Source organism: Paenarthrobacter sp. CM16, assembly GCF_013179505.1.
Taxonomy (GTDB): Bacteria; Actinomycetota; Actinomycetes; order Actinomycetales; family Micrococcaceae; genus Arthrobacter.
This window is the reverse complement of the sequence record NZ_JABMCX010000044.1, coordinates 1-22,501: the sequence shown is the minus strand read 5'-3', so window position 1 is coordinate 22,501 and position 22,501 is coordinate 1. Positions and strand designations below refer to the sequence as shown.

Here is a 22,501-nt window from a genome sequence, read left to right as displayed (position 1 = left end):
GGTAGAAGTCCGAGGAGACGGTGTCGATGACGTAGGCCTTCATCACGGATTCGAACCAGTCCGCGGGTTTGGTGCGTTCATGGAAGTGGTCAAAGGAACGTTGGAAGGGCATCATGGCCTCTTCAGGATCGAGGCCCATCTCTGTGAGCCGATCACTCAACAACGCGAAGTTTCCGTAGGCTCCGACCGCAATTTTGGCCAGCACCGATCTGTCGTGGAGGGTTGGAGCGAATCGGGAGTCGGATGAAAGCCGGCCGAAAGCGGACAATTCTCCGTAAGCCATGGCGCCCAGCAGTTCAGGCGCGAGTTGTCCCGCAGAATCTGCGACGTCCCGGGAAGTGCCCATGGTCCAAGAGTATCCCTGGCTATCCACGAGCCTCCCTGTTGGTTTGCCGGCAGAGACGGGGGTCCTACTAGGCTTACTGGAAGTGAGTTGACCGTCCGGCCTGCCTGCGGGCCGTGTGTCCTCCTCCTCGCACCCATTCCCTGAAGGATGATTCATGAGTAACCCCAGCTACCCGCCCATGCCCGACAACGGGAACGGAGCTCCCCCAGTACCGCCTGCATCAGGTGGCTACGGCAACCAGGGCCAGTATCAGGGCGGACCGCCGTCCCCGTATCAGCCAGGGATCTCTTCCAGCCCTTACGGTGCACCCGGCACGGGCACCCCCGCCAAGTCCTTCATGGTCACCTGGCTCCTGTCCTTGCTTCTGGGTGGCCTCGGTGTCGACCGCTTCTACTTGGGCAAGATCGGCACCGGCATTGCCAAGCTGCTCACGGCGGGCGGGCTCGGCATCTGGTCCATCGTGGACCTCATCATCACGCTGACCGGCAATGCGCGGGACAGGGAAGGCCGCCCGCTGCAGGGCTATCCGGAAAATAAGAAGAAGGCGTGGATCATCACGCTCGTTGTCTGGCTCGTCGGCTTGGTTGTTGGAATCGTGTCCACTGTGTTGTCTTTGACACTGGTGGCCGCTGCGGTCCAAGGACAGGCCAAGCCCGTCCCCGCCGCACCGTCGGCTTCGCAGGAAGCCCCGGCCCCGTCACAGGGCCCTGCCGGTGACGGCAACTCCTTCGAGGTCACGGTGTCCGAGGGCAACACCGTCAACGTCACCATCCTTAACACCGGGTACACCACCGAAATCCCGGAAATGGCTTACATGAAGCCGCTCAACGGCGGGTTCCTCCTGCTGGAGGTTTCCTGGGAGACCACCGCCGGCTCCAGCTTCGTCACGCCCAGCAACTTCGACGCCTTCGACGCTGAGGGCAAAGAAGGCGACCGGATCTTCCTTGACGACGGTCTGGGCGGTCTTCTCTCCGGCGATGTCGCCGCAGGAGACATACAGCAGGGCGTCATCGCCTTCGACATCAAAAACGGTCCCACCACAGTGGTCATCAAAAATGACGTTGGTGACAAAGCAGCCAGCTTTACCCTGACCCCGGCAGACTAAGTCCTTACCAGGTCAAACAGCTGTGCCAAGAGCCCGTTGCCCCCTGGTGGCAGCGGGCTTTTGCGTGCGGCTGCGAAGACTATCCGCCGTTTTCGGGCTAACCTGATTTTCGTGTCACATCATCGGATAGCGCCCAACGTCGACGACTCCTCGGACCAGCTCGCTGCAGCCCTTGCGGCCCTAAGGACGGAGTTGGAACTCCCCTCTGCGTACCCGGCCGAGGCGGTGGCGGAAGCTCAGCAGGCCGTGGAAAACCTCAGGTTGCCGGAGCAAGACCTGCGGGATGTCCCTTTTGTCACCATTGACCCTGCCACCTCCACAGACCTGGACCAGGCCCTGTTCATTGATCGCGCAGGAGAGGGTTACAAGGTCCTGTATGCGATCGCCGATGTGCCATCTTTCGTAGCTCCGGGCGGGGCTCTCGATGACGAGACCCGGCAGCGCGGACAGACTTTCTATGCCCCCGACGGCCGCATCCCACTGCACCCCGAGGTCATCAGCGAAAACGCCGGAAGCCTGCTGGCTGACCAGGACTGTGCTGCCTTCGTGTGGGACTTCGACCTCAACGCCGATGCTGAAGTGATGTCCGTGAGCGTCGCCCGGGCTGCAGTCCGCAGCCGGGCGAAACTGAGTTACAAGGGCGCCCAACAGCAAATCGACGACGGTACGGCCCCTCCGGTCCTGCAGCTCCTTAAGGAAGTGGGACTGAAACGGGTTGAACTGGAAAGGCAGCGTGGCGGCGCGAGCCTGAACATGCCGGAACAGGAAATCGTGCAGGCGACCGACGGCGGCGGGTACAGAATCGTCGCAGCTCCCTCCCTGCCGGTGGAGGACTGGAACGCCCAGATCTCCCTGATGACGGGGATGGCGGCCGCCCAACTGATGCTCGAAGGAAAGGTGGGCATCCTTCGCACCATGCCCGCCCCGGACGAACGTTCCCTCCAGCACTTCAAACGGCAGACCGCCGCCTTGGGCAAACCGTGGGACGGCCACGTCACCTACGGCGAATACTTGAGGACTTTGGATGCCTCCGACCCCCGGCAACTGGCCATCCTGCACTCGGCCGGAACACTGTTCCGGGGTGCAGGCTACACGCCTTTTGACGGTGAAGTGCCTGACACCGTCATCCAGGCAGCCATTGGAGCTCCCTACGCCCACACCACAGCACCGTTGCGGCGACTCATCGATAGATTTGTCCTGGTGATTTGCGAGGCCCTGAGCAACAACAAGGACATACCGCGTTGGGCCCGCGAAGCACTGCCCTCCTTGCCGGAGATCATGGCAGCCTCGGACCAAATGGCCGGACGGCTTGAACGTGCGGCCTTGGACACTGTGGAAGCGGCACTGGTGGCCAATCACGTCGGCCGGGAATTCGATGCGGTGGTGATTTCGGGGTCCAAGCCTTCCAACGGAAACAGCAACGGCACCAGATCCAATGGGAATGGCAACGGAAGCGGCCCCTATGGAGTCATCCAAATCGCGGAACCGGCTGTCACCGCGCGCTGTGACGGCGAACTGGAGTCCGGAACCACGGTGCGGGTGCGCCTGGTCAAGGCCGATATTGCCAGCCGGGAAATCAGGTTCGAGCTTCAGCAATGACGCCGGCAAACCGGTGATCCCGGCTTTAAGGCTCCCAGAGGATAGACTGGGCCTGTAGTAATGGATGCCCGGTCGTTGATTCAGTTAATTTTTGAACTCAACAAGCCCGCCCCTACGCGATCTTGAGATGTACCAACTGGTCACCAGTGCCAGTACTTAGATAGCCCGCGATCGGCTTCCACTGGACTTGCTTGCGCGCCCGTTCGTGCTCCGGTACGGCTCCGCCGCCGCCGTTGAGCATGCAGCGCCAATGCCCAAATGAATAAGGAAACTCCCTGTGAGTGAATTGCATACCCACCAGGTCCTGACGGACTCCACCGGAACCGAATCCATCGAACCCGAGGAAACGATCATCTCGGATGAGACGCCCCACGAGATCGAAGAGAAGTCGTTCGCCGACTACAACGTCCGCGCAGACATTGTTGAGTCCCTGGCGGACGCCGGCATCACGCATCCCTTCCCCATCCAGGCAATGACCTTGCCGGTTGCCTTGAGCGGCCACGACATCATCGGACAGGCCAAGACCGGTACCGGCAAGACGCTGGGCTTCGGCATCCCTGCCCTTCAGCGTGTTGCAGGCCGCGACGACGCCGGCTATGAAAAGCTGGCCGTCCCGGGTGCACCCCAGGCTTTGGTAATCGTCCCCACGCGCGAGCTCGCGGTGCAGGTCGCCAACGATCTCCAGACCGCCTCACGCAAACGCAACGCCCGCATTGCCACCATCTACGGCGGCCGTGCCTACGAGCCCCAGATCGATGCCCTGCAGAAGGGCGTCGAAATCGTGGTCGGCACCCCGGGTCGTTTGATCGACCTCTACAAGCAGAAGCATTTGAGCTTGAAGAACGTCAAGATGGTGATTCTTGACGAGGCTGACGAAATGCTGGACCTTGGCTTCCTCCCGGACGTCGAGACCCTGATCGCCGGTACCCCCGCCGTTCGGCAGACGCTGCTCTTCTCGGCGACGATGCCGGGCCCGGTGATCGCGATGGCGCGCCGCTACATGACGCAGCCAACCCACATCCGCGCCGCCGACCCGAACGATGAAGGCCTCACCAAGCGCGACATCCGCCAGCTCATTTACCGTGCGCACAGCATGGACAAGACCGAGGTTGTGGCCCGTATCCTCCAGGCCCGCGGACGTGGCCGGACCATCATCTTCACCAAGACCAAGCGCACCGCTGCCAAGGTGGCCGAGGAACTTGTTGACCGCGGTTTTGCTGCGGCAGCCATCCATGGCGACCTCGGCCAAGGTGCCCGCGAGCAGGCCCTCCGTGCCTTCCGCAACAACAAGGTCGATGTCCTGGTGGCCACGGACGTTGCCGCCCGCGGCATCGATGTTGATGACGTCACCCACGTCATCAACTACCAGTGCGTGGAGGACGAAAAGATCTACCTGCACCGCGTAGGCCGCACCGGCCGCGCCGGTAACAAGGGCACCGCAGTTACGTTTGTGGACTGGGACGACATGCCTCGCTGGGGCCTGATCAACAAGGCACTGGGGCTCAGCGTTCCCGAACCCGTTGAGACGTACTCGTCCTCACCGCACCTTTACAGCGACCTCGACATTCCCGAGGGAACCAAGGGCCGCCTGCCCCGCAACAAGCGTGTCCTCGCCGGCGTCGACGCGGAGGTCCTGGAGGACCTCGGCGAGACCGGCAAGAAGAACGCCCGTTCAGGGTCAAACCGCGACGGCGGCCGTGGCCGCGATGGCGGACGCGACGGCGGCCGTGACGGCGGACGCGGACGGCAAGCCAAGTCCAACGACTCGGACTCCAGCGAATCCAAGGGCGAGGGTGGACGCAACCGTACGCGCCGCCGTCGTACCTCCGATGCCGAAGCAGCTCCCGCTGCCGGTGCTTCTGAAACACGCACGGCCACGGCGGACAGCTCAGAGAAGCCTGCCCGGACGCGTCGTACGCGCACGCGCCGCCGCAACGGCGAAGTGGTTTCCGGTGAAACGGCAGCTGCCCAGTCCGGCAGCGCCGAGGCCTAAAAACCTCAATGACTGAAACTGTTTGGGCGCCGGACGGCGGCAATTTGGTGGTGCACGCGGACAACGCGGAATTCCTCCCTACGCTGCCGGACGGCGCCTTCACACTCATCTATGTGGACCCGCCCTTCAACACGGGCCGGGTACAGCGCCGCCAGGAAACCCGCATGGTCCGCAACGCGGACGGCGACGGCGACCGCGTTGGCTTCAAGGGCCGCTCCTACGACACCATCAAGGGCGCCCTGCACAGTTACGACGACGCCTTCAGCGACTACTGGTCCTTCCTGGAACCCAAACTGGTCGAGGCCTGGCGGCTGTTGTCCGACGACGGCACCCTGTACCTGCACCTGGACTACCGCGAAGTGCACTACGCCAAGGTGATGCTCGACGCCATCTTCGGCAGGGAGTGTTTCCTCAACGAGATCATCTGGGCGTACGACTACGGCGCCCGGGCCAAGAACCGCTGGCCCACCAAGCACGACAACATCCTGGTGTACGTGAAGAACCCCGCCAAGTACCACTTCGACAACGCCGAGGTGGACCGCGAACCCTACATGGCCCCCGGCCTGGTGACCCCCGCCAAGCGCGAACTCGGCAAGCTGCCAACTGACGTTTGGTGGCACACCATCGTCTCCCCCACGGGACGTGAGAAGACCGGCTACCCAACCCAGAAACCTGAAGGCCTGGTACGCAGGATCGTTTCTGCCTCCAGCCGCGAGGGTGACTGGTGCCTGGACTTCTTCGCCGGATCAGGGACCTTGGGAGCCGTTGCAGCGAAGCTGGGCCGCAACTTTGTGTGTGTGGATCAGAACGAACAAGCCATCGAGGTCATGCGGAAACGCCTGGGCAGCAAGGCCGTGTTCCACGAGATCCAGCCAACCAGCCTCTAGCCCGCACTGCCAGGGGTGCTCAGGCGACGCCCTTCACGAAGGCCGTCACGGAGTCCGCAATCATCTGCACGGCAATGGCCGACAAAAGCAGACCGGCAATCCGGGTGACAAGCTCCACGCCGTTTTCGCCCAGCACACGCTGCACCACGCCCGCGAAGCGCATCGCCAGGTACAACGAGCCCAGCACCACGGCAATCCCCAGCCCCACGGCCAAGTACTCGGACAGCTGGCTGGACTGCTGAACGAAGACCATCACGGCAACGATCGCACCAGGTCCAGCCATGAGCGGGGTCCCCAACGGAACGAACGCCACATTCTTGTACTTGCCCGCATTTTCCTCGCCGCTGGTGGAACCGGTCAGCAGTTGCAGGGCAATAAGGACCAGCAGCAGGCCACCCGCGCCCTGCAAGGCCGCCAGCGAGATATGCATGTAATTGAGGATGGACTGGCCAAAGATGGCGAACACCACAATGACGCCGGTGGCCACCAGCAGTGCTTGGAAAGCGGAGCGGTTCCGGTCCTTGGCCGCCATCTGGGCCGTCAAGGACATGAAGATCGGGACGGTACCAGGCGGGTCCATGATCACGAACAAGGTGACGATCACCGAGGCGAGCAGCTGCAAATCCATTAACGAACCACCGTGCTGCCCGTCGCCAACTCCTCAATCCTGGCCAACACAGCGGGCGAGGTGGTGTTCTCGCCCAACAGGTTCGGCTTGCCCGCACCGTGGTAGTCGGAAGACCCTGTCATGAGCAGGCCATGCTCGGCCGCCAGCGTCCGCAGGAATGCCCGCCCGTCCTCCGGGTTGTCCCGGTGGTCAACTTCAACGCCCAGCAGCCCGGCGTCAATCATGTCCAGGTAGGTCCGCTCCCCCACGATTCTTCCCCGTGATGACGCCACCGGATGGGCAAAAACAGGAACGCCGCCCGCAGCACGGACGAGCTCGACGGCGACCGCCGGGTTGGGCGCATAGTGCTGCACGAAGTACCGCGAGTGGGAGGTAAGGATGGAGGTGAAGGCTTCGGTTCGATCCGCGACAACACCGGCAGCCACCAGGGCGTCGGCGATGTGGGGGCGGCCCACGGTGGCGCCCGGCGCAACGTGATGGATGACGTCGTCCCACGTCAGGGGATAATCCTCCGATAACAAGGTGACCATGTGCTCGGCACGGGTCAGCCGGGCGTCCTTGGACTTGGTGATTTCTTCCAGGAGGCCCGCGTGCGCGGGATCATGCAGGTAGCTCAACAAGTGCACGCTGATGCCCTGCTCGGTCCGGCAGGAAATTTCCATCCCGGGAACAAAAGCAATGCCGTGTTCACGGGCTGCCGCTGCTGCCGGCTCCCAGCCATCAGTGGAATCGTGATCGGTCAAAGCCACCACGTCCAGGCCCGCCGCCACAGCGGAAATGATCACCCCCGCGGGTGTCTCGGTTCCGTCGGAAACGTTGGAGTGCGCATGCAGGTCTATCCTCACTTTCCCAGCCTAGGCGATGCGGGGCTCCTTGGCCGGTTGCGCCGTTGGCCTCCTCAACGAACTGGTGGGACGATGTAACGGTGAACGATGCCGAAAACACCCAAAACCTGGACTCCTCAAATTCCCAGCCCCTGCAGGAGCGCGTCAACAACCGCTCACAGAGGCCCACGTCCGATGCCTTCAAGGCATTCATGGCCAGCAACTGGGCGCCCGCCCCGCAGGTGACCCCTGCGCGTGACGCCGTTGCAGACCATGCTGCGCGCCGCCGTCGTACCGTCTCCGAACTGTTCAAAGGCGAACGGCTTGTTATCCCCGCCGGTCCGTTGAAGGTCCGCTCCAACGACTGCGACTACCGTTTCCGTCCCCACTCCGGGTTCGCCCACCTGACTGGTTTGGGCCTGGACCACGAGCCCGACGCCGTCCTCATCCTGGAACCGGTGGCTGAAGGAAAGGGCGACGACGGCGGTCACCACACTGCCACGCTGTACTTCCGTCCGCTGGCCGGCCGCGATACAGAGCAGTTCTATGCGGACTCCCGTGCAGGCGAGTTCTGGATCGGTGCGCGACCCACGCTGGCTGAGTTTCAAGCACGGCTGGGCTTGCCCACCGCACACATCTCCGAGCTGGAAATGGCCATCACCAAGAACGTGGGCGCCCCGGAAATCGGCGGCATCTCGATCCGTTTGGTCCGCAAGGTGGACGAGAACATTGACGCCTTGGTGGACACCGCCCGCTACAACACGGCCAAAGACCCCGAAAACCTGGACCTCGGCGAACTCGACGCCTTGGATGAGAAGCTCAGCGAAGCACTCTCCGAGCTGCGCTTGATCAAGGATGACTGGGAAATCGAGCAGATGAAGATTGCCGTCGCGGCAACGGTGGAGGGCTTCGCCGATGTTGTCCGCGCCCTTCCGCGTGCCCTGACCCACAAGCGCGGCGAACGTGTTGTTGAAGGTGCGTTCTTTGCCCGTGCCCGTGAAGAAGGCAACGAGCTCGGCTATGACACCATTGCGGCGTCCGGCAACAACGCCACGGTCCTGCACTGGAACCGCAACTCCGGAACCGTCAACGCCGGCGAACTGCTGCTCCTGGACGCAGGCGTGGAAGCTGATTCCCTGTACACGGCCGATGTCACGCGAACGTTGCCTGCCACCGGCACGTTCTCCGATGTCCAGCGCAAGATCTACGAGGCCGTCCTGGACGCCGCTGATGCCGGATTCGCAGCTGCCCAACCAGGCGTGAAGTTCCGCGACATCCACACCGCTGCCACCACCGTCCTGGCCGAACGCCTGGCTGATTGGGGCCTGCTCCCCGTTTCCGTGGAAGAAGCCATCAGCCCGGAGGGCCAGCAGCACCGCCGGTGGATGCCGCATGGCACCAGCCACCACCTTGGCCTTGACGTCCACGACTGCGCCCAGGCCAAGCGCGAACTCTACCTGGACGGGGTCCTCACCGAGGGAATGGTCTTCACGATCGAACCCGGCCTGTACTTCAAGAACGAGGACCTCGCCATTCCCGAGGAATACCGTGGAATCGGAGTCCGGATCGAAGATGACATCCTCATGACGGCCGACGGCCCTGTCAACCTCAGCGCCGCCCTGCCCCGCAAGGCCGACGACGTCGAGTCCTGGATGGCAGGCATCTACCAGGAAGCCCAGGGCTAAGCAGCACTGCTGTACATGCAAAAGGAAGGCCACCGGAGATCGATCCGGTGGCCTCCTTTTTGGTCTGCGTTTCCCGTTACTGCTTGGCGGAACCTTCGGGCCCGGACTCCTGTCCGTCCTCCCGGGGCGCGTTCTGCGGCGTGTTCTGGGGTGTGTTCTGCCCTTCAGAGACCCGGACTCCGTACTGCGGACGACCATCAGGGAGGTCCGGGTAGCGGACGGCTGCGGGCGTCGGGTTCTGCACGGGCTGCTGGGCAGGGGCCGGTGTCGCTGCCGGCGGGTTCTGTCCCTGCGGAGCGCCAGCGGTGGACTCCGGACCACGCTGGCCGTAGGGATCGTTCCAGGTGGAAGGCCTCTCGGGCGCCTGTCCTGGTTGCTGCAGCGGGGTGTTCTGGGGGTTGTAATGCGAGGGCTGCACGGTAGCCGCCTGTGAGGGGTTCATGGGCAGTTGCTGGAGCAGCCGTCGGGCCTCGTGGGCCGCTTCCACGGCCACAATGACGTCGTAATTGGTGGCCACTACCTGGCTGGTGGAGGTGAAGTCACGCTTGCCGCGCTGCATGGCGTAGGTGACGATTCCGAACAGCATGAAGAAGGCGGCACCCATCAGCACGGAGGTGATGATGGAGAACGGACCGCCCGCCGGGGTGAAGAAGGACAGCATCACACCCACGAAAAGACCGAACCACATGCCGCTCAAGGCGCCGGACAGGGCCACCCGGGGGTAGCTGAGGCGACCGGTCACCCGTTCAACCATTTTGAGGTCGTTGCCCACGATCGACACCAACTGCACCGGGAACTGCTGGTCCGCAAGGTAATCCACCGCCTTCTGGGCGTCCAAATACGAGGTGTATGAGCCCACAGTGTCACCCTGGGGGACGGTGCGGGATTCCTCAACGGCTTTGGGACCACCAAAAATGTTTGACATAGCCCCATTGTGTCTCATGGACATGTGAACAGGCTGGAATTCAGCTAAAAGAGAGCAGACTCGGTAGCCTGTAAACATGAGCACACATCCTTCCCGCGTCTTTGTCGCGCGCCTGCTCGGCTTGGACGTCTTCGACCCCCTGGGCGATCGTCTGGGCCGCCTGCGCGACGTCGTGGTGCTCTCCCGCGGGACCCGCGGCGCTCCGCACGTTGTGGGCATCGTGGTGGAGGTACCGGGAAAGAAGCGTGTCTTCGTCCCCATGACGCGCATTACTTCCATCGACCAGACACAGATCATCTGCACCGGCCTGGTCAATCTGCGCCGCTTCGAGCAACGGGGCGCAGAAACACTGGTGGTCGCCGAGATGTTTGACCGCCGGGTTACCCTCGCGGATGGTTCCGGCGACGCCACCATCGAGGACATCGCCATGGACCAGCACCGGTCCAAGGACTGGTTCGTCAGCAAGCTCTTCGTGCGCCGCGGCCATTCCTTGTCTCCCTTGAGCAGGCTCCGCCGGAACGAAACGCTGATCATTGACTGGGCCGACGCCCAGACCGGGGCCCACAACGAGCCGCAGGCTGCAACCCAGTTTGTTGCGACCCACGAGGACCTCAAGCCCGCAGACTTCGCCGAGGCCCTCCAGGAGATGAGCGACAAGCGCCGGTTCGAAGTGGCCAGCGAACTCCAGGACGAGCGCCTCGCAGACGTCCTCCAGGAACTCCCGGAAGACGATCAAGTGGAGATCCTTTCCGCGCTGGATGTTGAGCGTGCCGCCGACGTCCTGGAAGAGATGGACCCCGACGACGCCGCCGACCTCCTGGCCGAGCTTCCGTCCGCCCAGGCCGAGGAACTGCTTCAGCTCATGGAACCGCAGGAAGCAGAAGACGTCCGCCGGCTCTTGGAGTATGACGAAGACACCGCCGGCGGTTTGATGACCCCTGTGCCGGTCATTCTCCCTCCGGAAGCCACCGTGGCCGAAGCATTGGCCCATGTCCGCCGCGAAGAACTTTCCCCGGCGTTGGCCTCCTCCATCTTCATTGCACGTCCGCCGCTGGAGACCCCCACGGGCCGTTTCCTGGGCGTAGTGCACATCCAGCAGCTTTTGCGCTTCCCGCCCCCGGAACCGCTGGGCAACCTGGTGGACAAAAACCTTGAACCGCTTTCGGACCAGGCCCACATCAGCGAAGTCGCACGGACCCTGGCCACGTACAACCTCAATTCCCTTCCAGTCGTTGACGATGACGGCCGCCTCGTGGGGGCGGTGACTGTTGATGACGTGCTGGATCACCTGTTACCGGATGACTGGCGCGCTCACGAGGACGACGCCCCTATAAGGAAACTTGGAGGCCGCATTGGCTGATAACAACGCCACCCGATCCCCCAAGTCGTCAGGACGCTCCAGCAGCAGCCTGGACACTCCCCTGAGCGGCCGCCAACGGATCCTGCCCAAGTTCTCCCCCAACCCCGACGCGTTCGGCAACGCGACGGAGGGCTTCGCCCGTTTCATGGGGACGCCGACCTTCCTTGTCTACATGACGGTCTTTTGCGTCTTCTGGCTCGTCTGGAACACGTTCGCGCCCACGGCTTGGCAGTTCGACAGGATGGAGCTGGGCTTCACCCTGCTGACGCTGATGTTGTCACTCCAGGCCTCCTACGCCGCTCCCCTGCTTCTTCTTGCCCAGAACCGGCAGGATGACCGGGACCGGGTCTCCCTCCAGCAGGATCGCCAGCGTGCCGAACGGAACCTGTCCGATACCGAGTACCTGACCCGGGAACTGGCGTCACTTCGCATCGCCCTGCGTGAAGTTGCAACCCGTGACTACGTCCGCGCCGAGCTGAGGAGCCTGCTGGAGGACATCATCGATGCCCAGGAGGAGCTCCGGGAAAATGATGCCGCGGCCGATGGTACGGATTCGCCGGGCGAGAAGGTCAAAGAGAAGCTCAAAGACAAACGTGACAAGTCGCGCGGTCCCCGCACCCAGCAGATCCCCAAGGTCCGCCAGCCGCGCGCCACAGGACCGCAGCACTCCACTGCAAAACCGTCGCCTGAAACCCCTGAAAGCCGGGCCTGACCCTATGATCACCCCATCTGCCGAGGCGTTGAATGCTGCCCTGGCAACCGTCATCGATCCCGAGCTCCGCCGCCCCATCACGGAGCTCGGGATGGTGGAATCGGTATCCTCCGACGACGCCGGGACGGTCCACGTAGCCGTCCTGTTGACCATTGCGGGCTGCCCCCTTCGGGAGACCATCACCCAGGATGCCACTGCCGCTTTGTCGCAAGTGGAGGGCGTCAGCGCCGTGGACGTGGAATTGAAAGTCATGACTCCTGCCCAGCGCGAGGCCCTCAAGGAACAGCTGCGCGGTCCGGGCGGCCAGCGCGGCATACCCTTCACCAAGCCGGGCTCCCTCACCAAGGTGTACGCCGTGGCCAGCGGAAAGGGCGGCGTGGGCAAGTCCTCCGTCACGGTCAACCTGGCCTGCGCGTTGGCGGCCCAGGGTCTCCGGGTGGGAATTGTCGACGCCGATGTCCACGGCTTCTCGGTGCCGGCCCTGATGGGCATCACCCAAAAGCCCACACAGGTAGATGACATGATCCTTCCACCGGTGGCCTACGGAGTGAAGGTCATCTCCATCGGGATGTTCGTGGCGGGCAACCAGCCGGTGGCCTGGCGCGGTCCCATGCTGCACAGGGCACTGGAACAATTCCTCACCGACGTCTATTTCGGGGACCTTGACGCGTTGTTCCTGGACCTTCCACCAGGGACGGGCGACATCGCCATTTCGGTAGCACAGCTCTTGCCCAATGCCGAGATCCTGGTAGTGACCACGCCCCAGGCTGCTGCCGCCGACGTCGCCGAACGCGCGGGAACCATCGCCACGCAAACCGGCCAGAAAGTGGCTGGCGTGATCGAGAATATGTCGTTCCTGGACATGCCCGACGGCGGCAGGATGGAATTGTTCGGAAGTGGCGGTGGTGCCATCCTGGCTGAGCGTCTGAGCGCTGCCGTTGGCAGCGACGTTCCCTTGCTGGGGCAGATTCCGCTGGATATCCGGCTACGGGAAGGCGGCGACGCCGGGAAGCCCGTGGTTCTGGCAGCACCGGAAACAGCCGCAGCGAAGGCCATGCAAGAGGTGGCCTCGGCCCTGGCATCGCGGCCCCGCGGGTTGTCAGGGTTGTCGTTGGGAATCGAACCCCGTTAGCGCTCCACCGTTGCCTGCGGCAGCGTCTTTCCGATCAGGTTGCTTCGGAATCGAAAGGGGCGGCTTCGCCCTCAGCCAGCCGCTCGATGACCCGGGTGGGGGCCTTCGGCTTGGTCTCCACTGATGCGGTGGCGGCAGCAGCGGTTGCAGCGACGGCAGGGGCTCCGGCGCTCACGGGCTTGGTATCGTCATCCAACAGTGCATCCTTGATGATGCGCCGGGGATCGTACTGGCGGGGATCGTATTTCTTCCAGTCGACTTCATCGATATCGATGCCGACTTCTTCCTTGATTTGCTCACGGGCACCGGAAGCCATTCGCCGGACTTCCTTGACCAGATTGGCGAGCTTTTGCGTGTATTCGGGCAAACGGCTGGGACCGATGACGAGTACGCCGATAATCAGAAGGAGTATGAACTCCGGGCCGTTGATTCCAAACACGCTACGAAGATTACCTTGTCTGTGGTGTCGCTCATAAACCGGCGGGACGGAGAAGGGTCTGGAGCCCGCGCAGCAGCCTTGCGGACCAGTCCTCGGTTCGGTCGTCCGGTGGGACGGACCCCATGGATTCGCCGGCCCGGACGATCTCCGGCACTGCGTCATCCGCAGTCTCGGCAGGCAGGTCCGAGGTGTAGCTGATCACTGCTGCCGGCATGGTGTACACGGCCTTCCACGGGCTCCCCTGCGTGACAGAAAGCCGCGCCGACGTCGTTGCTCCGTGACCGGACTGATCGGCCGGCAGGTGCTCTTCCACGATAGTGGCGTAGTGACCGTTGCTCTTCAGCCTCATCTCCACGGCCGGGTGCCCGTTATACATGGTGCTGTGGGCTGAAACCACTGTGAAGCCCATTCCTGCAAGTTCCGGGCAAGCCCACCCGTCTTCCCGCAGCGCGTCCAATTGGGCAGCACTCAAACTGACTGTGCTGCCGGCCCGGAACATCGGGGCCATCATGCTTTCCACCGGACTTCCTGTCCACGCTCCGGCAAGAGCACCGACGTCGCTGCTTCCGGCCTGTAGCTGCTGGACATCGTCCCCGGCCACGACATAGGCGGACACCCCCAGGGCACCGGCACTGACGGCCAACGTGCCCGCTGCGACGCCCGCGAGGCGAAGTCCGCGGCGCATGCCTCCGGGCGAAGGCTTGGCGTCCAAGGGCGGGACAGGCTCGTTGGCAAGCCGCTCGGTGTGCTGAATCAGCCGCGCGGCAAGGTCCTGGCTGGCCTCGGGCACGGAAGCACCCCGGAGTCGTTCAAGGTACTGCCGTTCCCGGTTAAGGGCATTGCGGCAGTCGATGCATTGATGAACGTGATCCGGGCTGCGCGAATGGCGCAGGGCAGCCAGTTTGCGCCGGGACAACGATCCCGGACGAAGAGGGTGTCGAGGCATCGACGTCCTAAAGGATGCTGGCTATGCGCGGCATTTTCAGGCGCGGCTTGCGGGCCTCTGTCGGACGGGGATCGCGGTGGGCGAGCTTCTCCCGGAGCATGGTCCTGCCGCGGTGGATGCGGGACCTGACGGTCCCTAGCTTGACGCCAAGCGCCTCCGCAACCTCGTCATAGGAGAGGCCTTCGAGATCGCACAGCACGACGGCGGCGCGGAAGTCAGGCGGCAGTTCTTCCAGCGCACGCTGGACGTCCAGGTCGAGATTGTTGTGTTCGAAGCTCTGCTCCGGGCCGGGTTCGCGGCCGGGCAAGCGGGACTCGGCATCCTCGGCGAGGGCATCGAAGCGGATCCTGCTCTTTCGCCGGGCCTGGTCCAGGAACAGGTTGGTGGTGATGCGGTGCAACCAGCCGTCAAGTGTTCCCGGCTTGAAGTTTTCCAGCGAACGGAACACCCTGACGAAGACCTCCTGGGTGAGGTCCTCGGCGTCGAACTTGTTGCCGGTCAAGCGATAAGCCAGGCGGTATACCTTGGCGGAGTGGTTGGCAACCACTTCCTCCCAGCTGGGCATGACCCAGTCGGCAACGCCCTCAATGCTTTCCGATGTCTGGACTGGCGCAGCATGCGATGCCGGCATCGTCCACTCCCCTCAAACTGTGGTTCGCCGAGTCGCTCGGCGCCGGCCGCCTCATGGGTGACCGGAGCATTATCATCCCAAGGTTGTCTGGGAATTTCCTGACTGGCATGGGGTTTTTCCCGCTGGGCAGAAAGAGCCTCCGGACACAGCCGCCGGACGGCCACCCAACAGCGGGTTTCGCGGTGCTTACACAGTAGTCTTGGTACAAACACCCCTACCCGCGGAAAGCGAACCCCTTCATGAGTGCCGACAAGTCAAGCAGCTGGTCCTATGCAGAAGATCTGCCTGCTGAGGATGACGTCTTGTTGCGCGCCCGGGAACGGTCTTTCGAGCTGGGAGTCACCCCCATCAGCCCTGGCGTGGGTGCCGTACTGACGGTCCTCGCCGCCGCGTCCAAGGCGCAAACAGTGGTTGAGGTCGGTTCCGGAGCCGGAGTGTCCGGCGTTTGCCTGCTCCGGGGTTTGAGCCCCCACGCAGTCCTCACCACCATCGACGTAGATGTCGAACACCTCAAAGCAGCCAGGGAAGCATTCCTTGAATCCGGCAGCCCTGCCAACCGCACCCGCACCATTTCCGGCCGGGCCGCAGACGTCCTTCCACGATTGACGGACTCCGCCTATGACCTCGTCTTCATTGACGCCGACAAGCCGAACTTCCCCAAGTACGTGGAACAGGCCATCCGCCTCCTCAAGACCGGCGGCACCCTGGTGATCAACGACGCCTTGGACAAGGACCGCGTAGCCAATCCGGCAGCACGCGATTCAACCACTGTGGTGCTGCGCCAGATTGGCAAGGCAATCCGCGACGACGACCGGCTGGCTTCGGCAATGCTGCCTACCGGCGATGGACTGCTGGTGGCCGTCAAGAGGTAGGGCCACTGCTTTCCTTGTGAGCGGCCCTTAAACCAAAAAGCAGGGCCCCGGCTCAGCCGGGCCCTGCTTGGTAGATCTATTCGGTCACGCCTACGAGGCATTCCTTGAGGTTCTCCGCTTCAGCGGCATTGAGTTCGACCACAAGCCGTCCCCCGCCTTCGAGCGGCACACGCATGATCAGGCTGCGTCCCTCTTTGGTAACTTCCATCGGGCCGTCGCCAGTACGTGGTTTCATCGCCGCCATTAGGAAAATCCCCTCCATTTGTCCCAAGTCACGCCCAACCCGGCCGGGCTGGATCCGCATCGCAATTGCAGCCGGCGGCAACGCTTGGGAGGCCGCCTTGGCCGGGCACTGTTAGGTGCTTTGTCCTTGCTCGTAGACCATTATCCCGTACTTACCCGTCCGTAGCGAATCAGCGCGCCATTTGTCCGGGCTTTGTATATATTGCCATTCCCCGGCAAAGCTGCACGTCAGGGCGGATAGTCGCCTCCACCGGGCAGTTGGGCCCATGCCCACAGCCATACCACCCAGACAATCTGCAGCAGGATGAACATGGCAACTACGGTTCCCCGGTATGCCTTGGATTTGGATAGCAGGGCTGCTCCGAGCGCCAAGGGGAACAGCGGCAGGAGCATACGGAACGTGCTGGTCTGGGGGTGCAGGAAAACCAGCAGGTAGCCCATGTAGCACGCACACCACAGCCGCAGCTCCGGTCCGATGGCCCGGACCGGTTTGGACACCATCACCAGGACAAAGACGCCGGCGAAAACAAAGGGCGCCAGTACTCCCAGCACCGGCCCGAACAACATCCGGCCGGTATCGAACCACGGCTTGAAGGGGACCAGGTCATGACCACGCCAGGCCGTTTCAGTCCGGGTGTAGGCTGCCGGGTCCCCTGTGACGGCCCAGGCAATGGCGGGCCATGCCAGGGCGGCGAGCCCAGTGGCGAACACGAGGACAGCCAGTGATACCAGGCTGCGCGTGGACGTCGTCTCCGTTGCCCTGCCGGAAACCCCTGCCGAACCATCCGCCGGCAGCGTTGTTGGCGCTTGCCGGAACCGTTGCCATACCCGGTACAGGAACAGCAAGCCCACCATGGCGGCAAACGGCACTCCGGTGGGCCTGGACAGACACATCAGGAGCACCACGGGAATGGCGGCCAGATAGTGACGCCTGACCACCAGTAACAGTGACGCAGCCAGCAACAGCAGGTTCAGGGACTCCGCGTACGGAACCTGGAGGATGGGAGACACCGGGAAGGTGGAGACGAAGATGACGCCCCACATGGCGGTTCGCCGGCCCGCGAACTCCCGGAACAGCAGGTAAATGACCAGGGCCGCCCCGAGGCCTGCCAGCATCGCGATGGCCGTGAGGGCGGGCAGCGTCCCCATCCCGGTCATGGCAGATAAGCCCCTGCCCAGGAGGGGGAACAGTGCGTAGAAGGCCCAGGCGTTTTCCTTGACCACACCGTTGGCATCCACGGGAAGAACTGCAGGATAGCCTTTCTCTGCCGCCTCCTGGTACCAGCGCCCGTCCCAGATGGTGATGAAATTCCAGTAGTCCGGTGCAGGCGGGAACCACGGGTTGGTGCCCTGGTGGATGGCGGCGGCCATGAAGATGCAGGCGCTGACCAGCCTGGCCATCACGAAAACCAAGGAAACCTGGAGCCACCACGGCCACGCTGCCATCCTTGCGGTCATGGCTGATGCAGAGCGCGAAATCCGTTCAGTGGGCCCTTGACCGGTATTGCTCCGGCTCTGTGGACTCACGGCTTGATCCGGCCGGTTTCGCCATCCTCAAGTCGTGGCTGTGCCAGTGTGATGAGTCGTTCGATCTCGCGGTCCTTGGCCTGTAGCTGGTCCCGGAGGTCATCAAGGACCTGGTCAACCTGGTCCATGCGGTATCCCCTCAGCCCGAGGCCGAAGCGCAGGGAATCGACGTCGGACGGCTTGGCCTGGGCCGGCAGTACCACCGGAGGCAGGTTCGGTACGGGGTCATCAAGGCCGGCGCCAATGGAGCGTCCCCGGACAATCCCGGCTCCGAGGTACAGCACAGCGCCAACGAGGACAATCGCGAGAAACACCAGGAAAAAGCTCACAGGTCCATCGTGCCAGAAAGGGAGGACTATTCCGGGCGCTGGTTTCCGTTGGGAGTGGGCGGGAGCGGCGCACCGTGCAAAACGCGGTGGACGGCGTCCGCGGGGTCATCCACCAGTTGGATCAGATCCAGGTCCTTTTCCGACACCATGCCCTCCGCAACCAAGGTCTCGCGGATCCACTCGATCATGGGCCCCCAGAATCCGACCCCCAGGAGAACGATCGGGAACGAGGTCACCTTGCGGGTCTGTACCAGCACCATGGCTTCGAAAAGCTCATCCAAAGTGCCGAGGCCGCCAGGCAGGACCACGAAGCCCTGGGCGTACTTGACGAACATCGTCTTACGGGCGAAAAAGTACCGGAAGTTGATGCCCAGGTCCACCCATTGGTTGAGTCCCTGCTCGAAAGGAAGTTCGATGCCCAGGCCCACGGAGACGCCGTTGCCTTCCACAGCGCCCTTGTTGGCTGCTTCCATGGAGCCGGGACCACCGCCGGTGATCACAGCTACGCCCGCTTCAGCGAGCTTGCGTCCCACGTCCACAGCCATCTCGTAGTACTCGGTCCCCGGCTTTGTCCGAGCGGAGCCGAACACACTGACGGCCGGGCCCAGGTCCGCAAGCGCTCCGAAGCCCTCAACGAATTCACTTTGGATTCTCAGGACTCGCCAGGGGTCGGTGTGGATGAATTGCCCGGCGCCGCTCGTATCCAGCAAATGTTGGTCCGACATCCCCGTGTCCGCTTGTTTGCGGCGCAGCTCCAAGGAGCCTTTGTGCTTGGCCGGTGCAATCTCCGAGGGCAGGGGCACATGGGCGGCCCTGACCTGGCCGTTGGCATCCGGGTGGGGTACTGGGTGCTGGCTGATGCTCATTGCCCAAGGCTAGCGCTTAGAGCTGCCTGCTCCATTGCTGCGACTCGGTTGTTGCATTGCAGTCTGGTATATCGCTGTGGGGCAGGTTTCTGTTCAGTCACGATCTTGGAGAAGTTGCCGTGACCGTGGTCATATTTGCTTCTTTGTTCGCTAGATTCGTCGTATGACTACTCAAGCGTCCGGCGATGCCCTCGTCTCCCTGAACGGCGTCAACAAGCATTACGGTCAACTCCACGTCCTCAAGGACATCAACCTTCAGGTCAAGAAGGGTGAAGTGGTAGTGGTAATTGGACCCTCCGGTTCCGGTAAGTCCACGCTGTGCCGTGCCATCAACCGTTTGGAAACCATCGACGACGGTGACATCGCCATCGACGGGAAGAAGCTTCCCGAAGAAGGCAAGGATCTCGCGCACCTGCGTGCCGACGTCGGAATGGTCTTCCAGTCCTTCAACCTGTTCGCCCACAAGACGATTCTTGAGAACGTCACGTTGGGTCCCATCAAGGTCAAGGGTGTGGCCAAGGGTACGGCCGATAAGGAAGCCATGGCTCTCCTGGAGCGCGTTGGGGTGGGACACCAGGCCCCCAAGCTTCCTGCCCAGCTCTCCGGCGGCCAGCAGCAGCGCGTGGCCATCGCACGCGCTCTTGCCATGAAGCCCAAGGTCATGTTGTTCGACGAGCCGACATCCGCGTTGGACCCCGAAATGATCAACGAAGTCCTTGACGTCATGATCCAGTTGGCCAAAGAAGGCATGACCATGATCGTGGTTACCCACGAGATGGGCTTTGCCCGCAAGGCTGCCGACCGCGTGGTGTTCATGGCTGACGGCCAGATCGTGGAAGACGCTACTCCCGAGGAATTCTTCACCAACCCGAAGAGCACCCGAGCCAAGGACTTCCTGTCCAAGCTTTTGACCCACTAGCTCTTTACCGCCCGTACCCAGGCCGTAAAGACCGCACCCAGGCCGTAAGACGGCCAATCTATGAAAGGAATGTCATGAAGGCTTTCATTACCCGGAGGAAGTCACTCCTGGTGGCCGCTTCCGCAGCCCTCGCCCTGTCACTGAGCGCATGCGGCGGCGGCAGCACCACCACCACCCCTGTTGCTTCGGCCAGCTTCGAAGCCGGCACCACGATGGAGAAGCTGAACAAGGCGCAGAAGATCACCATCGGCACCAAGTTTGACCAGCCCCTGTTCGGCCAGAAGGGCCTGGATGGCAAGCCTGTCGGTTTCGACGTCGAAATGGGCAAGGCAATCGCCGCCAAGCTGGGCATTCCCGCCGACAAGATCGAATGGGTGGAAACCGTCTCCCAGAACCGCGAATCGTTCATCGAGCAGGGCCGCGTTGACTTGGTCATCGCCACCTACACCATCAACGACGCCCGCAAGGAAAAGGTCGCCTTCGCCGGACCTTACTACGAAGCAGGCCAGGCGCTGCTGGTGAACAAGGACGACAACTCCATCACCAAGCCTGAAGATGTCAAGGGCAAGAAGGTCTGTTCCGTCACCGGGTCCACCCCCGCCAAGACCATCGCCGAGAAGTACGGCGCCGAAGTTGTTCCCGCTGCAACCTACACCGCTTGCCTGGAGCCGCTGCGCAACAAGCAGGTAGTTGCTGTCACCACGGACAACGTGATCCTCGCCGGCTACGTCGACAAGGAACCGGACGCCTTCAAGCTCGCTTCGGATGAAACCTTCACCAAGGAGCCTTACGGCATCGGCCTGAAGAAGGACGACACCGTCTTCCGCAACTGGATCAACGACCAGCTCGAGGCCTTCCAGAAGGACGGCGATTACAAGAAGGCTTGGGAAGCCACTGCCGGCAAGGTCATCAAGACCACTCCTGAACTTCCTGCGATCAACCGCTACTAGTCGGGATCCGTTGACTGCCGCCGCCCGGACGGGCGGCGGCAGTTGACGACTCCAGGACCCTGTTCCCTGATTAGCTGCAGCCAAAGGAAGCCATGGACGCCGTCATAGCAAGCCTCCCCGAATACTGGGACGGATTTCTCCGAACCCTCTATCTCTCCGTAATTTCAGGAATCATTGCCCTCATCGTCGGCACACTCCTGGCGGCCATGAGGGTTTCCCCCGTGGCTGCACTCCGCGGTTTCAGCATGTTCTATGTTGAAGTCGCACGTAACACCCCCTTGACCATCATCTTCTTCTTCGCAGCCATCGTTCTCCCCCGGCTGGGCGTCAAATTCGAGCAATTCGAAGTCGCCGCCATCATCGCGCTGAGCAGCTACACGGCAGCCTTCATCGCCGAAGCAGTCCGTTCAGGTGTCAACAGCGTGCCCGTGGGCCAAGCAGAAGCTGCCCGCAGTATCGGCATGACCTTTACCCAGGTCCTGGGCTTCATTGTCCTGCCCCAAGCCGTCCGTACCGTCATACCCCCGTTGATCAACATCCTGATCGCGTTGGTCAAGAACTCTTCGGTGGCCGGCGCGTTCTTCGTCCTCGAGCTTTTCGGCTACGGCCGCCAGCTCTCCAACGACTACGGTGACCAAGTCCTTTGGATCCTGCTCGGGGTGGCGTTCTTCTACCTCCTGATCACGGTGCCCCTGGGCCTGCTGGCGCACTTTGTTGAACGAAAGGTGGCGATTGCCCGATGACCTCGGTCCTGTACGACGTCCCCGGGCCCAAAGCCCGCCTGTACTCTCTCCTGGGATCCGCAGCCGGAATCCTGATCATCCTCGGCGTCCTTGCCATTGCCGTGACCACACTGGCACAGCAGGGCATTTTCGATGCCGACCGTTGGGAAATCTTCTACGGCCCCATGGCACCGGATGTCTGGAACCTGATCGGCCAAGGCATCCTTTCGACGCTGGCTGCAGCCGCAGTGGCAGCAATCATCGCGTTCCCCTTGGGCATTGCGCTCTGCCTGCTGAGGATCTCGCTGATTCCCTGGGTCCGCATTCCTACCCAGGTGGTGCTTGAGTTCCTCCGCGGCATGCCCGTGGTCCTCATGATGTTGTTCGTCCTGCTGGTCTTCGCCACGGGACAGTTCCAGGCCGTGGTTGTTGGCTTGGTTCTCTACAACGCCGCCATCTTCGCCGAGATCCTCCGTGCAGGCATCCAGTCCCTGCCCAAGGGGCAACGCGAGGCCGGTCTGGCTATCGGCCTCCGCAGCTTCCAGTCACGGATGTCCATCGAGTTCCCCCAGGCCGTTCGCCGGATGCTTCCGTCATTGGTTGCCCAGCTGGTGGTTCTGCTCAAGGACACCTCGCTCGGCTACATCGTCGGTTACGAGGAACTCCTCCGGAAGATCCAGATCATGGCCGACTTCCTGGGCCCGGACTTCCTGTTCCCTGCGTTCTTCGTGGGTGCTGCGATCTACATCCTGATCAACCTGACGGTGTCACGGATTGCGATCATGATCGAGCGCCGCGGCTCCAAGAAAGCCGCCGGCGGCATGGCCCCGCCCAGTCTCCGGACCGGGCTCGTGGTGGGCG

At 62.7% G+C, this 22,501-nt stretch carries 24 protein-coding genes; 13 read left to right on the top strand and 11 right to left on the bottom strand.

Annotation, left to right across the window (positions count from 1 at the left end):
* On the bottom strand, nucleotides 1-346 hold a 346-nt coding region (locus HP499_RS05875), incomplete at its 3' end, for a ferritin-like fold-containing protein (RefSeq protein ID WP_216659775.1).
* Between the two features lie 154 nt (nucleotides 347-500).
* Between HP499_RS05875 and HP499_RS05870 the strand changes: the two genes are divergently transcribed.
* The 4 genes from HP499_RS05870 to HP499_RS05855 all read left to right on the top strand — a co-directional run bounded on the left by HP499_RS05870 (nucleotide 501) and on the right by HP499_RS05855 (nucleotide 5,930).
* On the top strand, nucleotides 501-1,451 hold the full coding sequence (locus HP499_RS05870) for a TM2 domain-containing protein (protein WP_172322959.1): 951 nt from the start codon (nucleotides 501-503) through the stop codon (nucleotides 1,449-1,451).
* 111 nt (nucleotides 1,452-1,562) lie between these two features.
* The gene (locus HP499_RS05865; protein WP_172322958.1) at nucleotides 1,563-3,050 is read left to right on the top strand and encodes an RNB domain-containing ribonuclease; all 1,488 of its coding nucleotides are present in this window, start codon (nucleotides 1,563-1,565) and stop codon (nucleotides 3,048-3,050) included.
* A gap of 277 nt (nucleotides 3,051-3,327) precedes the next feature.
* Entirely contained in the window at nucleotides 3,328-5,043 is a 1,716-nt protein-coding gene (locus tag HP499_RS05860) for a DEAD/DEAH box helicase (protein ID WP_172322957.1), read from the top strand.
* Nucleotides 5,044-5,051: 8 nt separating this feature from the next.
* Nucleotides 5,052-5,930 (top strand): site-specific DNA-methyltransferase, encoded by an 879-nt coding sequence (locus tag HP499_RS05855; RefSeq protein ID WP_172322956.1) that lies wholly within the window; start codon nucleotides 5,052-5,054, stop codon nucleotides 5,928-5,930.
* A 19-nt stretch (nucleotides 5,931-5,949) separates the two neighbouring features.
* On the opposite strand, the gene HP499_RS05850 is transcribed toward HP499_RS05855, so the two are convergent.
* Nucleotides 5,950-6,558 (bottom strand): MarC family protein, encoded by a 609-nt coding sequence (locus tag HP499_RS05850; RefSeq protein ID WP_172322955.1) that lies wholly within the window; start codon nucleotides 6,556-6,558, stop codon nucleotides 5,950-5,952.
* Nucleotides 6,558-7,403 (bottom strand): PHP domain-containing protein, encoded by an 846-nt coding sequence (locus tag HP499_RS05845; RefSeq protein ID WP_172322954.1) that lies wholly within the window; start codon nucleotides 7,401-7,403, stop codon nucleotides 6,558-6,560. The genes HP499_RS05850 and HP499_RS05845 overlap by 1 nt, the downstream gene beginning before the upstream one ends.
* A gap of 80 nt (nucleotides 7,404-7,483) precedes the next feature.
* On the opposite strand from HP499_RS05845, the gene HP499_RS05840 reads away from it, so the two are divergent.
* On the top strand, nucleotides 7,484-9,067 hold the full coding sequence (locus tag HP499_RS05840; RefSeq protein WP_172322953.1) for an aminopeptidase P N-terminal domain-containing protein: 1,584 nt from the start codon (nucleotides 7,484-7,486) through the stop codon (nucleotides 9,065-9,067).
* A gap of 76 nt (nucleotides 9,068-9,143) precedes the next feature.
* On the opposite strand, the gene HP499_RS05835 is transcribed toward HP499_RS05840, so the two are convergent.
* Complete coding sequence (locus HP499_RS05835) at nucleotides 9,144-9,992, bottom strand: general stress protein (RefSeq protein ID WP_172322952.1); 849 nt, start codon at nucleotides 9,990-9,992, stop codon at nucleotides 9,144-9,146.
* Between the two features lie 76 nt (nucleotides 9,993-10,068).
* Here HP499_RS05835 and HP499_RS05830 point away from each other — a divergent pair, with 76 nt between their 5' ends.
* The 3 genes from HP499_RS05830 to HP499_RS05820 are packed head-to-tail and all read left to right on the top strand — an operon-like array spanning nucleotide 10,069 to nucleotide 13,196.
* Nucleotides 10,069-11,352 carry a magnesium transporter MgtE N-terminal domain-containing protein gene (locus HP499_RS05830; protein ID WP_026539974.1) on the top strand — a complete coding sequence of 428 codons (1,284 nt, stop codon included), beginning with the start codon at nucleotides 10,069-10,071 and terminating at the stop codon, nucleotides 11,350-11,352.
* Entirely contained in the window at nucleotides 11,333-12,064 is a 732-nt protein-coding gene (locus HP499_RS05825) for a DUF1003 domain-containing protein (RefSeq protein ID WP_172322951.1), read from the top strand. Before HP499_RS05830 ends, HP499_RS05825 begins: the two co-directional genes overlap by 20 nt.
* A gap of 4 nt (nucleotides 12,065-12,068) precedes the next feature.
* Complete coding sequence (locus HP499_RS05820) at nucleotides 12,069-13,196, top strand: Mrp/NBP35 family ATP-binding protein (RefSeq protein ID WP_172322950.1); 1,128 nt, start codon at nucleotides 12,069-12,071, stop codon at nucleotides 13,194-13,196.
* Nucleotides 13,197-13,230: 34 nt separating this feature from the next.
* Here HP499_RS05820 and HP499_RS05815 read toward each other — a convergent pair whose 3' ends face one another.
* Genes HP499_RS05815 through sigE form a run of 3 tightly spaced genes read right to left on the bottom strand, consistent with a single transcriptional unit; the run spans nucleotide 13,231 to nucleotide 15,212 of the window.
* A complete protein-coding gene (locus tag HP499_RS05815; RefSeq protein ID WP_172322949.1) occupies nucleotides 13,231-13,635 on the bottom strand; it encodes a Sec-independent protein translocase TatB in 405 nt (134 codons plus the stop codon).
* A gap of 31 nt (nucleotides 13,636-13,666) precedes the next feature.
* Entirely contained in the window at nucleotides 13,667-14,581 is a 915-nt protein-coding gene (locus tag HP499_RS05810; RefSeq protein ID WP_253951426.1) for a hypothetical protein, read from the bottom strand.
* 7 nt (nucleotides 14,582-14,588) lie between these two features.
* Nucleotides 14,589-15,212 (bottom strand): RNA polymerase sigma factor SigE, encoded by a 624-nt coding sequence (gene sigE / locus HP499_RS05805; protein WP_172322948.1) that lies wholly within the window; start codon nucleotides 15,210-15,212, stop codon nucleotides 14,589-14,591.
* Between the two features lie 239 nt (nucleotides 15,213-15,451).
* On the opposite strand from sigE, the gene HP499_RS05800 reads away from it, so the two are divergent.
* Nucleotides 15,452-16,084, top strand: coding sequence for an O-methyltransferase (locus HP499_RS05800; protein WP_172322947.1), 633 nt, complete (start codon nucleotides 15,452-15,454; stop codon nucleotides 16,082-16,084).
* Between the two features lie 76 nt (nucleotides 16,085-16,160).
* On the opposite strand, the gene HP499_RS05795 is transcribed toward HP499_RS05800, so the two are convergent.
* The 4 genes from HP499_RS05795 to HP499_RS05780 form a co-directional block, all read right to left on the bottom strand.
* Nucleotides 16,161-16,328, bottom strand: coding sequence for a DUF3117 domain-containing protein (locus HP499_RS05795; protein WP_064721643.1), 168 nt, complete (start codon nucleotides 16,326-16,328; stop codon nucleotides 16,161-16,163).
* Nucleotides 16,329-16,555: 227 nt separating this feature from the next.
* A complete protein-coding gene (locus HP499_RS05790; protein WP_253951425.1) occupies nucleotides 16,556-17,785 on the bottom strand; it encodes a hypothetical protein in 1,230 nt (409 codons plus the stop codon).
* Nucleotides 17,786-17,850: 65 nt separating this feature from the next.
* A complete protein-coding gene (locus tag HP499_RS05785) occupies nucleotides 17,851-18,183 on the bottom strand; it encodes a DivIVA domain-containing protein (protein WP_172322946.1) in 333 nt (110 codons plus the stop codon).
* A 26-nt stretch (nucleotides 18,184-18,209) separates the two neighbouring features.
* Entirely contained in the window at nucleotides 18,210-19,049 is an 840-nt protein-coding gene (locus HP499_RS05780) for a TIGR00730 family Rossman fold protein (protein ID WP_172322945.1), read from the bottom strand.
* 163 nt (nucleotides 19,050-19,212) lie between these two features.
* Here HP499_RS05780 and HP499_RS05775 point away from each other — a divergent pair, with 163 nt between their 5' ends.
* From HP499_RS05775 to HP499_RS05760, 4 genes are all read left to right on the top strand, one after another.
* A complete protein-coding gene (locus HP499_RS05775; RefSeq protein ID WP_026539964.1) occupies nucleotides 19,213-19,968 on the top strand; it encodes an amino acid ABC transporter ATP-binding protein in 756 nt (251 codons plus the stop codon).
* Nucleotides 19,969-20,042: 74 nt separating this feature from the next.
* Nucleotides 20,043-20,918, top strand: a complete 876-nt coding sequence (locus HP499_RS05770; RefSeq protein WP_172322944.1) for a glutamate ABC transporter substrate-binding protein — start codon at nucleotides 20,043-20,045, stop codon at nucleotides 20,916-20,918.
* A 92-nt stretch (nucleotides 20,919-21,010) separates the two neighbouring features.
* Nucleotides 21,011-21,661: an amino acid ABC transporter permease gene (locus HP499_RS05765; RefSeq protein WP_172322943.1), complete on the top strand. Its 651-nt coding sequence runs from the start codon at nucleotides 21,011-21,013 to the stop codon at nucleotides 21,659-21,661.
* Nucleotides 21,658-22,501 (top strand): amino acid ABC transporter permease (locus tag HP499_RS05760; RefSeq protein WP_172322942.1); only part of this gene is annotated, 844 nt, incomplete at its 3' end. The genes HP499_RS05765 and HP499_RS05760, both read left to right, overlap by 4 nt.

Excerpts from the sequence above, each read along its gene's own strand:
- HP499_RS05870 (WP_172322959.1), top strand. The coding sequence starts at position 501 with ATGAGTAACCCCAGCTACCCGCCCATGCCCGACAACGGGAACGGAGCT.
- HP499_RS05855 (WP_172322956.1), top strand. The coding sequence starts at position 5,052 with ATGACTGAAACTGTTTGGGCGCCGGACGGCGGCAATTTGGTGGTGCAC.
- HP499_RS05850 (WP_172322955.1), bottom strand. The coding sequence starts at position 6,558 with ATGGATTTGCAGCTGCTCGCCTCGGTGATCGTCACCTTGTTCGTGATC.
- HP499_RS05835 (WP_172322952.1), bottom strand. The coding sequence starts at position 9,992 with ATGTCAAACATTTTTGGTGGTCCCAAAGCCGTTGAGGAATCCCGCACC.
- HP499_RS05830 (WP_026539974.1), top strand. The coding sequence starts at position 10,069 with ATGAGCACACATCCTTCCCGCGTCTTTGTCGCGCGCCTGCTCGGCTTG.
- HP499_RS05820 (WP_172322950.1), top strand. The coding sequence starts at position 12,069 with ATGATCACCCCATCTGCCGAGGCGTTGAATGCTGCCCTGGCAACCGTC.
- HP499_RS05810 (WP_253951426.1), bottom strand. The coding sequence starts at position 14,581 with ATGCCTCGACACCCTCTTCGTCCGGGATCGTTGTCCCGGCGCAAACTG.
- sigE (WP_172322948.1), bottom strand. The coding sequence starts at position 15,212 with ATGCCGGCATCGCATGCTGCGCCAGTCCAGACATCGGAAAGCATTGAG.
- HP499_RS05800 (WP_172322947.1), top strand. The coding sequence starts at position 15,452 with ATGAGTGCCGACAAGTCAAGCAGCTGGTCCTATGCAGAAGATCTGCCT.
- HP499_RS05795 (WP_064721643.1), bottom strand. The coding sequence starts at position 16,328 with ATGGCGGCGATGAAACCACGTACTGGCGACGGCCCGATGGAAGTTACC.
- HP499_RS05790 (WP_253951425.1), bottom strand. The coding sequence starts at position 17,785 with ATGACCGCAAGGATGGCAGCGTGGCCGTGGTGGCTCCAGGTTTCCTTG.
- HP499_RS05780 (WP_172322945.1), bottom strand. The coding sequence starts at position 19,049 with ATGAGCATCAGCCAGCACCCAGTACCCCACCCGGATGCCAACGGCCAG.
- HP499_RS05775 (WP_026539964.1), top strand. The coding sequence starts at position 19,213 with ATGACTACTCAAGCGTCCGGCGATGCCCTCGTCTCCCTGAACGGCGTC.
- HP499_RS05770 (WP_172322944.1), top strand. The coding sequence starts at position 20,043 with ATGAAGGCTTTCATTACCCGGAGGAAGTCACTCCTGGTGGCCGCTTCC.
- HP499_RS05765 (WP_172322943.1), top strand. The coding sequence starts at position 21,011 with ATGGACGCCGTCATAGCAAGCCTCCCCGAATACTGGGACGGATTTCTC.